The following is a 13,314-nucleotide window of genomic DNA, read 5'->3' on the forward strand; positions in this document are numbered from 1 at the left end:
GATCTAGAACCAAACACCGAAACAGAAGCTGCTCTCAAACCAACTCTTGATCTAGAACCAAACACCGAAACAGAAGCTGCTCTCAAACCAACTCTTGATCTAGAACCAAACACCGAAACAGAAGCTGCTCTCAAACCAACTCTTGATCTAGAACCAAACACCGAAACAGAAGCTGCTCTCAAACCAACTCTTGATCTAGAACCAAACGCCGAACTAGAGCCAGAACTCAAAGCAGACAATCCCCAAGCCTCCCCAGAGCCCCATCCCTAACCCCTTGGCAAAGCCTTGATTGATTCAAAAGCATGCTGCAACGATGATGCCTAGATCAACTGAAAGGAAACAGCATCCAACGTTCCCCTTGGCCAACCTGTCCTGACCCATCCCGCCGCACCTAGCCCCGCTCTGCGCCTGGCTCTGGGTCTCTCTATCAGCGCCTGGCCGCTTTTGCAAAGGCTTGAAAGACGCCGCCAGGTGGATCAACTGGCCCTTACCCCGCGTGCAGCCGACACTCTCGACAAACCACCCAAAAGCCTTGTAGTTGGCTCCGCCAGCGAAGTGCTTAGCAGACACTGGCACCCAAACGGGGTCTTGCTCATCGTGGGTGCTATCGGTGCAGTGACTCGCTTAATCGCTCCATTACTCATTGGGAAGGACAAAGATCCCGCCGTCATCGTCCTTGATGCCCATGGCAAACACGTCGTGCCATTGCTGGGCGGTCACCAGGCGGGCGCAGAACAACTGGCAATGGAACTAGCCGCAGAGCTAGGTGGTCACCCCGTCCTCACCGGAGACGCCAACAGCCAAAACCGCTTAGCCCTTGATAGTTTCGGCGAAGGCTGGGGCTGGCGACGTAGCGGCAACCGCGGCATCTGGAATCAGTTGATGCTGACCCAAGCCCAAGGTGAAAAGCTTTTGTTTCTGCAGCGTTCTGGTTCGACGTTTTGGCAAACAACTGCTGCTGCGCAAGAAGTTTTTGATCACAATGGCAATGGCGATAGAGCTCGGCCAGCCCAACTGAACATCGGCCCACAAAGCAGCATGTGTTGCAGCTGGCATCCCGCCAGCCTATGGATTGGAATTGGCTGCGAACGCAATACAAGCCTGAGCCTGCTTGAGCGCGCCGTGGCGGCTGCCCTGGCAGAGGCAGGCCTTGCCCAAGAGGCAGTAGCAGGCCTTGCCAGCATTGATCGAAAGGCCAATGAAACCGCTTTGCTCGCTCTCGCTCAAGCAAAGGACTGGCCAGTGCGCTTCTTCAACGCTGATGCACTCGCAGAAGTTGAAGTCCCCACCCCTTCTGCTGTTGTAGCAACAGCCATGGGCACCTATTCCGTGGCCGAAGCAGCAGCACTACTAGCAGCTAGCAACAAAGGCACTTTGCTGCAACCCAAACAGATCCACCACGCCCAAAAAGCTGAGCATGGTGCTGCCACCATCGCCATCAGCGAAGCCAACAAACCTTTTGCACCCCAAAGAGGCGAATTGCATCTGATCGGAAGCGGTCCTGGAGATTTAGCCTTTCTCACCCACGATGCCCGAGCAGCTCTAGCCCGCAGTGCCATATGGGTTGGATACGGCCTCTACCTCGATCTACTGGAACCGTTGCGGCGCCCAGATCAAGCACGTCTGGACGGCCAACTCACGCGCGAACGGGATCGCTGCCTTAAGGCCCTGGAGCTAGCCCAACAGGGAGCACGAGTCGCCTTGGTCTCTTCAGGGGACAGTGGCATTTACGGCATGGCCGGCCTAGCCCTGGAACTATGGCTAACAGAGCCCCCTAGTGATCGGCCACAATTTCAGGTGCATCCAGGTCTCTCAGCCCTGCAATTAGCAGCCGCCAAGGTAGGTGCCCCTCTGATGCACGATTTCTGCAGCGTGAGTCTCAGCGATCGCCTCACTCCCTGGTCCAAGATTGAAGCCCGCCTGAAAAGTGCCGCCAGCGGAGATTTCGTGGTAGCCCTTTACAATCCACGCTCTCAAGGACGCGACTGGCAGCTGAACCGTGCCCTTGAACTATTACTGGAGCATCGAGCTCCAAGCACGCCAGTGGTCTTGGCACGTCAACTTGGACGAGCGCAGGAAGACATAAAGCTCCACACACTTGAGACGCTGCCAGTCAAAGATGTGGACATGCTCACCCTTGTACTAATCGGCAATAGCACTACTCGCTTGCAAGACAGTCATGTTGTGACACCAAGGGGATACCCCGGAGCCGAACTGGCTTAAAAACAAGACAACTCAATCAAGCTGAAAGTTTTCTCAAGGCATCGCTGAATTGATAAGACACACTTTTTAGCCAGACGGGAAAAGAAATCGAGAAAGCAACTTCAGCTCCCTGCCCTGCATGCCCATCAGGCCCCAGCGAACACTCCAAGGGGCGCTAAAAAACATGCTCACCATGGCAGCGACCAATTCCCGCAGGCTCAGAGTGTTAGTCAAAAAGCCATACCACTCATCGCTCGGCAAAGCAAAGAAACTGATAAAGAAATCCCGCAGTTGGGGCTCCTTAAAACGCATCAGCTTCTCAAGACCAAATTGATAAAGGGCATGCTTACGGCGCAACTCCTTGGGCCAAAGAGTCGCCCAACCTGCAGCCGCGAGCACAGCCGGCCCCGCCACTGGATCTGCCATGGCTACAGCAACAGCCTTTGCAACATCAGGCGCGCGGCGTAGCATGCTGCCCACCAAATAGCCGGAGGCAGGGTGCACCATCGCCGCCGAGCCTCCGAAGCCAAGCAGCGGTTGCTGCAGGTCAGGTAGAGGCAAGTTCATCGGCAGGAAATAACCAAGCTCCTCATGCTGCAATTCGGTAATCGTTAAACCTTGATGAGCCAATCGCCGCTCCAAGCGTGAACGCAGGGTTTCTAATGAGAGCGGAGGTGCGAGCCCTAGCGATGTTTCCTCTAAGAAGAAGCATCCCCCACCAAAATCCATGGCGTAGAGAAACGTGGGCGGCTCCGCCTTCTCCGCAGGGCTCAGATGATCGCAGCGGTAGTCCATCAACACAAACTGCCCAGGCTCCACAGGCGGCTTATTGAAACGTCCCACCACCCCAAAGCAGGTCTGGACCGCCACCGGCCCATGATCTCCATGACGGAGGAATACAGGCTTATAGCCAGTGGCATCCACCACCAAGCGAGCTTGCAGCTCAAGACCTTCGGCGGTGGTCACAGTACTAACGGTGGCATCAACAGCCAAATCAGTTGCCAGACCTTGATGCCAAGTCAAGCCAGCAGCTTCGCATTGCTGCAACCAATACTCCTGGAGCTTTATCTTGTCGAAAAGGCCATAGTCGCGATGATGAGGACTGGGCCGATTAGCTGCAGCCTTGGGGTCAGAGGCGCCTGGGCCAAAAAAACTCACTGTGTTCGCCCAGCGGTGCTCGAGCAGGTGCCCCATATCAAAGGCATCAACCTCGTCACCCCAAATGCCATAGGTATATGGCCATGGCTCACGAGGATTGCCAGCCGTCAGTGCTGAAACCTGTAAACCCTCCTTGCCCAAGGCTGCAGCAATAGCAAGGGCCGCCGGACCAGCGCCAAGCACTAAGACATCCACCACGGCCTCTGCCTCTGTCACTGACTCACCAGAACAATTTTGTGGGCATAAGCCACCAGCAAGGGCATTAGTAGACAGCGATAGACGTTGTTGCTCTCGCCAACCACCACTGACAGGGATCGTCTCTTAAAAACGAGACTACCGCCCCTGGCGATAGTGATTGAAACGACATAGCTTTCTAGTGACTTTGCAACATCGCTGAAAGAGCATTCCTCTTGATATCGCAAACGCTCAGAGACAAGGCTTCATAACAGTGGTCATTGCGATAGCCATTTGCTCATCCTTTGAGACGTATTCAATAGGAGTCTCTGACACAACAGCTTGAGCAGCACGATCCAGTGGGTAGAGCCCCAATAACCCACCCTTCCCAAAGGCTCCTAACCAATGCACCGACCACTCCCCACGACAAGAAACCAGATAAATCGGCCGACCGTGATCAAGAGCAATGCGTGGGTTTAAGACAAAAAGAGCAACCACGATCGCTGCTAATACAAATAAAATTGCTGGTTTAATCACTTCAGCTTCCTCTTAGGCCTTGAATCTCCATGGCAAAAGTCAAGCAGCTTAAGCAAGCTTTTCTTTGACCTAGGTATAACAAATCCATCAAAAGCCTTCCCAGGGTTTTCACATGCATCCCACTGGTAGGCCTCTTAAGAATGGTCAGAGAACTGATTGATATCAATTGTCGAAGGGATTACCTCGAACTGAAGCAACGATCAATCGGGATGACAGGATTCGAACCTGCGGCCCCTTCGTCCCGAACGAAGTGCGCTACCAAGCTGCGCTACATCCCGATAGGCTCACTGTAGAAGGTGAAGTCGCCTGGAACTGCTGCTGCCAGTGGGATCCTGAACTGCTCTCATGACTGGAAAGGCCTTACTGAAACCCCACTGGTTGCGCGTCAAGGCTCCACAACAGCAACGCATCGGCGACGTAGCCAACCTGCTGAAGGGACTCAATCTCAAAACGGTTTGTCAAGAAGCCAGCTGCCCGAATATCGGGGAATGCTTCGCAGGAGGAACTGCCACCTTCTTGATCATGGGGCCGGGTTGCACCCGCGCTTGCCCTTACTGCGACATCGACTTTGACAAAACCCCACGCTCCCTAGACCCAAGTGAGCCGCAGCGCCTAGGTGAAGCGGTGACCCAGATGAACCTTCGCCATGTGGTCATCACTTCAGTCAACCGTGATGACCTCAGCGACGGGGGAGCCAGTCAATTCATCGCATGCATCGAGGCCATTCGCCAACGTTCTCCCCTCACCACAATTGAGCTGCTAATTCCGGATTTCAATGGCAACTGGGATGCCCTCGCCAAGGTAATGGGAGCAGCTCCGGAGGTGCTCAACCACAACATTGAGACCGTCCCTCGGCTCTACCCACGGGCTCGCCCACAAGCCGCCTACATGCGATCTCTTGAGCTGTTGTATCAAGTACGGCAAGGCTGGCCAAAGGTCTATACCAAGTCCGGACTGATGGTGGGGCTAGGTGAAACAGATGCTGAGGTGATTGAGGTCCTAAAGGATCTACGCCGTCACCACGTCGACATTGTGACCATCGGCCAATACCTATCGCCAAGCCCAAAGCATCTGCCAGTCGATCGCTTTGTGACACCAGAACAGTTCGAGCATTTCCGGTCTTTGGGGGAAACCGAGCTGGGATTCCTTCAAGTGGTCAGTACTCCTCTCACACGCAGCAGCTACCACGCCGGCGAGGTCCAGCGGCTGATGGCCGTCCACCCCCGCTGAACTCAAGCAATGAGCTCGCCACACACAGGGATCCACTGCTGCAGATGCCATTTGACCAAACCCTCAACAATCATCGGGTCTTGTTCGACTAAGCGTTTGGCTGCTTCAAAGGAGTCTGCCTGCAGCACCAACAACCCTCCACCGCCTGGTCGTTGTTCAGCATCCACCAGAAAACCACTCGAAACTTTGACGCCTGAGGAGCGCAAAGCCTTGATCCATGCCCGGTGGGCAGCTAAGTAGGACTGCCGTTGCTCTGGCAAAAGGGTCAAAGTCTGCGCCGTAAACTTCTCGGTTTTGATAAACCAAGGCATTAATCAGGCTGCAACTTGCTCACGCAAAGTTAAACCAACATTGACCTTTTCACTGGGTGGAACAAGCACCTTAAAGAGTGCTTTCCACCTGATCCAATTGGCCAAAATCGCCTTGGCTTTTGTACTGCCGGTCTGCGCGAGATGGGCTTCGAGCAGTGTTTTGAGAATGGCTTCCTGCTCAACAGTGGTTAGCGAGCAAATCTCAACAATCTCTTTGTTCACAAGATCACTCACCATGCCTTGCTCATCCAGCAGGAACGTGACGCCACCGGTCATCCCTGCCCCAACATTGCGGCCGGTTGATCCCAACACAACCACCACCCCACCGGTCATGTATTCACAGCAATGATCTCCCGCACCTTCAACAACCGCCTTCACACCGCTATTACGCACGGCAAAACGCTCGCCAGCCCTACCTAAAGCAAACAACTCCCCACCGGTAGCGCCATACAGACACGTGTTGCCCAAAATTACCTGGCCACCGCTGTGATCTGCACCCGAAGGTGGTACCAGTGTGATCCGACCACCATTCATACCTTTACCGACATAGTCATTGGCCTCACCCACCAAGCGCACATTCAGCCCCTGCAGCAGAAATGCAGCAAAACTCTGACCGGCAGCCCCCTCAAAGGTGAGGTCGAGCTGACCTCGGAAACCTTTGTTGCCATGGCGTTCAGCGATCTCACCAGAGATCCGTGCACAAACGCTGCGATCAGTGTTGACGATCGCGAGATTGCGAGCGATATGAGCATGGCCATCGATGGCTGCCATCAGCTCGGCATCAGCAAGCAGCTGATCCTCGAGGATCGGTCCATTGTCATGGGCTTTGGCGTCATGAATCAACCAAGACCGATCAGCTGCCGCCGGAATCGGATCCAACAAGCAAGAGAGATCAAGGGCTTGGGTCTTAACCAGGTTGAGGCTGCGAGGCTCAAGCAGCTCTGTGCGACCAATTAAATCCTCAAGCCGAGCCACACCGAGCACACTCATCAGTTGGCGCACCTCCTCAGCCACAAACAGAAAAAAGTTGACAACGTGCTCTGGAACACCTGGGAAGCGCTTGCGCAAGCCCTCCTGCTGGGTAGCGACCCCCACAGGGCACTTGTTGGTATGACAGACGCGAGCCATGATGCAACCCTCGGCAATCATCGCGACTGAGCCGAAACCATATTCCTCAGCACCGAGCAAGGCGGCGATCACCACGTCCCAACCAGTCTTAAGACCACCATCAGCACGCAATAACACGCGATCACGCAAGCCATTTTCAAGCAGAGAACGGTGTACCTCGGTGAGGCCTAACTCCCAAGGTCCTCCCGCGTGCTTAATCGAACTCAGGGGTGATGCGCCTGTACCACCGTCATGACCGGAGATCTGAATCACGTCGGCCTTGGCCTTAGCCACTCCAGCAGCAATCGTGCCGATACCGATCTCGGCAACCAGCTTCACGCTCACCTTGGCAGCAGGGTGAACCTGATGAAGATCGTGAATCAACTGGGCCAAATCCTCAATTGAATAGATGTCGTGATGAGGCGGCGGCGAGATCAGCGCCACTCCTGCTTTGCTATTGCGCAGTTTGGCGATGTAGGGATCAACTTTTGACCCAGGCAACTGACCTCCCTCACCAGGCTTTGCCCCTTGAGCCACCTTGATCTCAAGTTGCTTACCGCTCCGCAAATATTCCGGCGTCACACCGAAGCGACCAGAGGCAACCTGCTTAATCGCAGAGCAAGCCGTATCGCCATTGCGCAAACCCTTGATGCTTGGAAGAGTTGCTGAACGACTCTCAAGATCGACATCATCAAGGATCTTGAATCGGGACGGATCTTCTCCTCCTTCGCCACTGTTGCTCTTACCACCGATACGGTTCATCGCCACGGCGAGCACCTCGTGAGCCTCGCGCGACAGGGCGCCAAGACTCATTCCACCAGTACAAAAACGTGCGCAAATGGATTCAACACTTTCAACCTGATCTAACGGGAGAGGGGTAGGGGCTAAGCGGAAAGTCAGCAGGTCGCGCAGGGCAGTAACCGGCCGATTCTCCAGCAGGTTCTTGTAGGTAGAAAAGTGGTCGTAGCCCGGACCAGCCCTCACGGCCGCATGCAGGGCCTTAGACATGTCCGGGGTATTGAGATGAAATTCACCGCCACTGCGATATTGCACAAATCCCATGAACTCGAGCTTGGTGCGATCCAATTCAGGGAATGCCTTGGCATGGAAGGTGAGGGTCTCGCTAGCCAAGTTATTGAGACTGAGTCCAGCCACTCGACTGGTCGTGCCCTTAAAAGCCAACTCAATTAAATCGGCACCGATACCAATCGCCTCAAAAATCTGAGCGCCGTGGTAACTAGCAAGTAAGGAAATACCGATCTTGGAGAGGATCTTGCGCAGGCCATCTTCCTGCGCCTTACGTACGTTGGCCTGAGCCTGATCAATCGTCAGTGCTGGCAACTTGCCGGTTTCAATCAGTTTCTGAGTACGAGGATGCTTCCACCAATGCCGAGTGGTCTCCCAAGTAAGCCAAGGGCAAACAGCACTGGCGCCATAGCCGATTAGACAGGCCAGATGATGGGTACTCCAGCACTGTGCCGTGTCCACCACCAAGGAAGCATTCAGCCGCAAACCCTGATTAAGCAAGTGGTGATGCACTGCCCCAACCGCTAACAGCGGTGGGATATAGGTGTTGCTAGCACCAACCCCGCGGTCAGAAAGCACCACGATCTGACTTCCAACGCGCACAGCATCCTCCGCCTCAACGCAGAGCCGTGTAAGGGAAGCCCCCAAACCGCTAGGCCCATCATTAACTGTCAGCAAAGTGGAGAGTGTGGTCGTTGGAAACTCCAGCTGACCAAAAGCTGCAAGTTCCGCCTCATTGAGAATCGGAGTCTCAAGATGAATCACCGAAGCCGCCGCCGCCTCAGGCTTGAGGGGAGAACCACGCTTTCCCAGATGCATCTCGAGGCTCATCACCAACTTTTCCCGCAAGGGATCAATCGGCGGGTTCGTGACCTGCGCAAAGCGCTGCTTGAAGTAGTCGTATAGAAGATGGGGCTTATCGGAGAGCACAGCCAAGGGGATGTCATCACCCATGCAAAAGGTGGGTTCTTTGGCCCCAGCCGCCATTGAATCGATGATTAAGTCCAAATCCTCAGCAGTGAAACCGAAGGCTGTCTGCTGCTGAAGCAGTTCCAGATCTCCCAGTTGAGAATCCTGTTGCCAAGACTGTTGACCAAGCTTGCAACGATTTTGACTGAGCCATTCGCCATAGGGATATCGGCCAGCAACCTCCTGCTTGACATCCCAATTGCGCAGCAAACGACCCTTTTCAAGATCAACCGCCAACATCTGCCCAGGACCAAGGCGTCCCTTCTCGATGATGCGGCTTTCCTCCAGCTCAACCACACCAGTTTCTGAACCCATCACCACAAAGCCATCACTGGTGATGCAATAGCGGGCCGGGCGTAAGCCATTGCGATCGAGGCTGGCCCCAACACTGCGACCATCTGAGAACACAAGCAGGGCTGGGCCATCCCAGGGCTCCTGCGTGCACGCCGAATACTCATAAAAAGCCTGAATTTCTGGCTTGTCAGCCAGCTCAGGCTGTTCCCGGAAGGCCTCAGGGACCAAGGTCAGCAAGCTGTCAACAATCGGGCGACCACTGCGTACTAGCAGCTCCAGAGTCGCGTCAAGATTGGCGGAATCACTAAAAGCTGCATTGACAACCGGTTTGAGATCAGCCGCATCAACACCCCAAACGGCATCTAGGTTGACTTCAGTGGCCCTAGCCCAGTTCAGATTGCCCAGCAGCGTGTTGATTTCACCGTTATGACCGAGCAAACGCATCGGCTGGGCGAGTGGCCAACGAGGCAACGTATTGGTGCTGAAGCGGCGGTGATAAACCGCAAAAGGAACCTCAAAACGAGGGTCGCGGAGATCGGCATAAAACGCCGCAAGCACCTCGGAGCGCACCATGCCTTTGTAAACGACAGTGCGGCTACTGAGTGAGGCCACGTAGAGATCATTGGCGTGGTCTCCCCAGGCCTGTCGAGCACGATCTCCGATACGACGGCGCAATCGAAACAACAACGCCTCCAAAGCATCACCTGACTGAGATCCCTGCACCAGCCACTGCTCGATAACCGGCGCTGTATCACGGGCGAGGGGACCCAATACCGCCACATCCACAGGGACTTCTCGCCATCCTCTGGACCTGAGACCAAGGGACTCGGCCTCCTGCTCGCAAAAGCAACGTGCTTCTGCGCGACGTGAAGCATCTCGAGGCATAAACAACATGCCCAGGCCACAACCATGGTTTGCAGATTCCACTGCCGACCACACGGCCTCAAGATAGCTCCAGGGGATAGCGCAAAGCAGACCTGCTCCATCTCCGGAATCCGCATCACCTCCGCAACCACCCCGATGTTCCATGCAGTTCAGAGCCCGAAGAGCCTGCTGCAAAATCCAATTGCTAGCTTTCCCATCAATTTGAGCCAAGAAGCCAACGCCACATGCATCCTTTTCGCCAACCAAGGCCGTAGGCGCGCTGCTGTCGCAATAGGGCCAATTGGAACGACGGTGATCCTGAGACATAACCTTCAGCCAGACTATTTTTCTGCACCGCAGTGGACTGCGGTCACAGTGAAAAGCTCAATGAATAATCCTAGGCAGGCGCCCTCCTCTAAGACTTAGCCGGATAAGAGGACTAGCGTCCAAATCATGGTTTCTCCTCCTCCCCCACCTCCCAATGTCGAGGTAAGAACCGCGAACTTATTCGTTGGAGATCGCCTCAACATCGATGGTCAGTTAATCGAGGCCCCTTGGCGCTGGAGAGGCCATAGGAATGGCACTCCGAGCCAACTCTGGCTTCCCCTGGATCTACTGGTCGGACGTTTTGGCTTCCGCAGATCCACCCAGGCAAATGGACAGCAGCTGCAGTGGTATGGAAGCAAAGCCTCTCTGAAATCCCTCCCACAAATCACCCTTAAAGATGAAGTGGCATTGAATGTGGCCGAATGGCTCACTACGAAAGGAGTGAAGATCAAGCGGCAAAACAAGACCCTTAACGTTGAACTGCCAACACCGCGCCTCAAAGGTCTTCGGCAGGGCAAGGGCAGCAATTCCAATCGTCTGGTGCTCGACCTAAGCGGTCCGGCGCTCATGCAAAGCCTTGATAACAATCTCCTTCTTAATCTTCAGGCCAATGCCCAGCAGCGTAGGCAGATGAAGGCATTAGGCCTGATGCCCAAGCAACAGCGCAATGGCCTGATGCTCATCGGTCAGGCAGAAACCCTAAGCAGCCTCACCCTGGACAACCCCTGGCGCATTGTCTTGGACGGTATTGGCAATCACAGCAACGCAACAAACCTGCGCTCGCCACTCCTTAATCCATCCATCCAGGCCCTCATCCAGCGCGGCCTGGTCTTCGACACAAAAGTGGTGAACGTTGGGGTAAAACCATTGCAGATCACCAGGGTCGGTACAAATTTGTCAAAGCAAGGCCTGCTCCTAAGGCCTCTGCCGCAAATTAACCATCAACAAGGCCTACGTTTTCTCAACCAGTTGGCCCAACCTGCAGACGCTCTGATCGCCATCAACGGGGGTTTCTTCAATCGAGTGCGCCAGTTGCCCCTAGGGGCCTTACGACTTGATGGCACATGGTTTTCAGGCCCAATCCTCAATCGAGGGGCAATCGGCTGGGGCCCTACAGGACACCTATCCTTCGGCCGCCTGCAACTTCAACAAGAACTTCAAGGTCCTCAAGGGCAGAGATGGAATCTTGGCACCTTGAATAGTGGCTATGTGCAGCGCGGCCTTAGTCGCTACACCAGAGCCTGGGGGCCTATCTACCAAGCCCTCAGCGGAGAAGAAAAAGCAATGATGATTATCAACGGGCGAGTAGTGCAGAGCTTCCAACAAGTGCAGCTGGCCCGGGGGGTTCCTCTGAGGAAGGATGGGGATCTGGTCGTAGCCAGAGGAGGCTTCCCTTTACCGGCGGCGACTGGTGAAACAGTGCGCATGCGGATGAAAGCATCACATCCTCTTGGCGAACTACCTCAAGTGCTTGGTGGTGGTCCATTGCTGCTGCAAAACGGGCGGGTGGTTCTGTCTGGAAGACAAGAAGGCTTCAGCCCAAGTTTTCTATCCCTTGCAGCTCCCCGCAGTGTGGTGGGCCAAGGTGGTGGCAAGCTCTGGCTACTCACTCTCAAAGGGGCCAGAGGCAGCGATCCAACCCTGCTGGAAACAAGCCTGGCCCTGCAACAACTGGGGATCAGAGACGGCCTGAACTTAGATGGAGGCAGTTCAACGTCCCTATTGGTAGCGAATCAATTGGTTGTAACAGGTCGAGGCACACCCCCCAGAATCCACAATGGCCTTGGACTCATTTTGCGCCAACACAAAGGCAATCCTGAAAAAGCTAATGAGCCTCTTGAAAGTGCCAGAGGTCAGGATCCAATGGCTAACAAATAATAAAGAGATCAAACTTGGCTTCTCGCCCAACAAAACCGAAGCACTGCAAGGGGCCATGCATCCCTTATCACCACATCCTCCATCGCTTTTAAGCTTAAATTTCAAAGAGTATTGATTGCAGAGCCTCTCTAAACGCAACCTATTCCGTCTGATCATCAATCAGGCAAGCCGAAACGGTATGGTGGTTGATTGTGGAATCAGGTCGGATCTCCGACCAAATGCCGACCTTCGATGCCAACCATCCAACAGCTGATCCGAACTGAGCGCCAGCACCTGACTCGCAAGACAAAATCTCCTGCGCTGCGCGCTTGTCCAGAGCGGCGCGGTGTCTGCACTCGGGTCTACACCTCCACACCTAAAAAGCCCAACTCAGCCCTGCGCAAAGTTGCGCGCGTGCGCCTTACCTCAGGTTTTGAGGTCACGGCCTACATCCCAGGCATCGGCCACAACCTCCAGGAGCACTCTGTGGTACTCATCCGCGGCGGCAGAGTCAAAGATCTTCCTGGGGTGAGATATCACATCATCCGCGGAACTCTGGACACTGCAGGTGTCAAAGATCGCAGTCAATCCCGCTCAAAATACGGTGCCAAGGCGTCGAAGCAGGATTAAAGAACCTCGTTATTCATCTCTCCCCTTATTTAGCCCTACCTCCTCCTTATCCACTCCTAACCGTCTATGTCCCGCCGCAACGCAGCAGAAAAACGCCCAGTCCTTCCGGATCCCCAGTTCAACAACCGACTGGCCACAATGATGATCTCTCGGCTGATGAAACACGGCAAGAAGTCAACTGCACAACGCATCCTGGCTCAAGCCTTTGGACTGATTAATGAGCGCACCGGTGGCGACCCGATAGAGCTCTTCGAAACAGCCGTAAAAAACGCCACGCCTCTGGTGGAAGTAAGGGCCCGCCGTGTTGGTGGTGCCACATATCAGGTGCCGATGGAAGTACGCCAGGAGCGAGGCACGGCAATGGCCCTGCGCTGGCTGGTGAACTTCTCTCGAGCCCGCAATGGCCGCAGCATGTCCCAAAAGCTGGCTGCTGAACTGATGGATGCCGCCAATGAAGCGGGCAGCGCCGTTCGCAAGCGAGAAGAAACCCACAAGATGGCAGAAGCGAACAAAGCCTTCGCCCATTATCGCTACTGAACATGGCCAAGCCCTGACGGCACTGAAACGTTCCAAGGGCTGACCTGTAGAGTCTCACCCGCCTTTTAACGCCAAACCCCGGAGAATTTCC

9 protein-coding genes, 1 tRNA gene and 1 pseudogene are annotated in these 13,314 nt (G+C 54.8%); 6 read left to right on the forward strand and 5 right to left on the reverse strand.

The features are described 5' to 3' along the window. Together EV12_RS14370 and cobJ are read left to right on the forward strand one after the other, a co-directional pair. Positions 1-270: pseudogene (locus EV12_RS14370) on the forward strand (hypothetical protein); the annotation flags it as partial. A gap of 174 nt (positions 271-444) precedes the next feature. Beyond that, positions 445-2,223: a precorrin-3B C(17)-methyltransferase gene (cobJ, locus tag EV12_RS12430; RefSeq protein WP_036915898.1), complete on the forward strand. Its 1,779-nt coding sequence runs from the start codon at positions 445-447 to the stop codon at positions 2,221-2,223. 66 nt (positions 2,224-2,289) lie between these two features. Here the strand turns inward: cobJ and crtL are convergent, their stop codons facing one another. From crtL to EV12_RS12450, 3 genes are all read right to left on the reverse strand, one after another. After that, complete coding sequence (crtL, locus tag EV12_RS12435; protein ID WP_036915900.1) at positions 2,290-3,576, reverse strand: lycopene beta cyclase; 1,287 nt, start codon at positions 3,574-3,576, stop codon at positions 2,290-2,292. A gap of 210 nt (positions 3,577-3,786) precedes the next feature. Further along, the gene (locus EV12_RS12445) at positions 3,787-4,071 is read right to left on the reverse strand and encodes a hypothetical protein (RefSeq protein ID WP_036915906.1); all 285 of its coding nucleotides are present in this window, start codon (positions 4,069-4,071) and stop codon (positions 3,787-3,789) included. A 204-nt stretch (positions 4,072-4,275) separates the two neighbouring features. Next, positions 4,276-4,349: transfer RNA gene (locus EV12_RS12450), tRNA-Pro, on the reverse strand. Between the two features lie 67 nt (positions 4,350-4,416). On the opposite strand from EV12_RS12450, the gene lipA reads away from it, so the two are divergent. Further along, positions 4,417-5,301 carry a lipoyl synthase gene (lipA, locus tag EV12_RS12455; RefSeq protein ID WP_036915909.1) on the forward strand — a complete coding sequence of 295 codons (885 nt, stop codon included), beginning with the start codon at positions 4,417-4,419 and terminating at the stop codon, positions 5,299-5,301. Between the two features lie 2 nt (positions 5,302-5,303). On the opposite strand, the gene EV12_RS12460 is transcribed toward lipA, so the two are convergent. Together EV12_RS12460 and gltB are read right to left on the reverse strand one after the other, a co-directional pair. Further along, positions 5,304-5,612 carry a YciI family protein gene (locus tag EV12_RS12460; protein ID WP_036915912.1) on the reverse strand — a complete coding sequence of 103 codons (309 nt, stop codon included), beginning with the start codon at positions 5,610-5,612 and terminating at the stop codon, positions 5,304-5,306. A 3-nt stretch (positions 5,613-5,615) separates the two neighbouring features. After that, positions 5,616-10,199: a glutamate synthase large subunit gene (gltB, locus tag EV12_RS12465; protein ID WP_036915915.1), complete on the reverse strand. Its 4,584-nt coding sequence runs from the start codon at positions 10,197-10,199 to the stop codon at positions 5,616-5,618. A 126-nt stretch (positions 10,200-10,325) separates the two neighbouring features. On the opposite strand from gltB, the gene EV12_RS12470 reads away from it, so the two are divergent. From EV12_RS12470 to rpsG, 3 genes are all read left to right on the forward strand, one after another. Next, a complete protein-coding gene (locus EV12_RS12470; RefSeq protein WP_036915918.1) occupies positions 10,326-12,077 on the forward strand; it encodes a phosphodiester glycosidase family protein in 1,752 nt (583 codons plus the stop codon). Positions 12,078-12,308: 231 nt separating this feature from the next. Beyond that, a complete protein-coding gene (rpsL, locus tag EV12_RS12475) occupies positions 12,309-12,686 on the forward strand; it encodes a 30S ribosomal protein S12 (protein ID WP_011131146.1) in 378 nt (125 codons plus the stop codon). Positions 12,687-12,752: 66 nt separating this feature from the next. Then, the gene (rpsG, locus tag EV12_RS12480; RefSeq protein ID WP_011131147.1) at positions 12,753-13,223 is read left to right on the forward strand and encodes a 30S ribosomal protein S7; all 471 of its coding nucleotides are present in this window, start codon (positions 12,753-12,755) and stop codon (positions 13,221-13,223) included. Positions 13,224-13,314: the final 91 nt, after the last annotated feature.

This window comes from Prochlorococcus sp. MIT 0701, assembly GCF_000760295.1.
Lineage (GTDB): Bacteria > Cyanobacteriota > Cyanobacteriia > PCC-6307 > Cyanobiaceae > Prochlorococcus.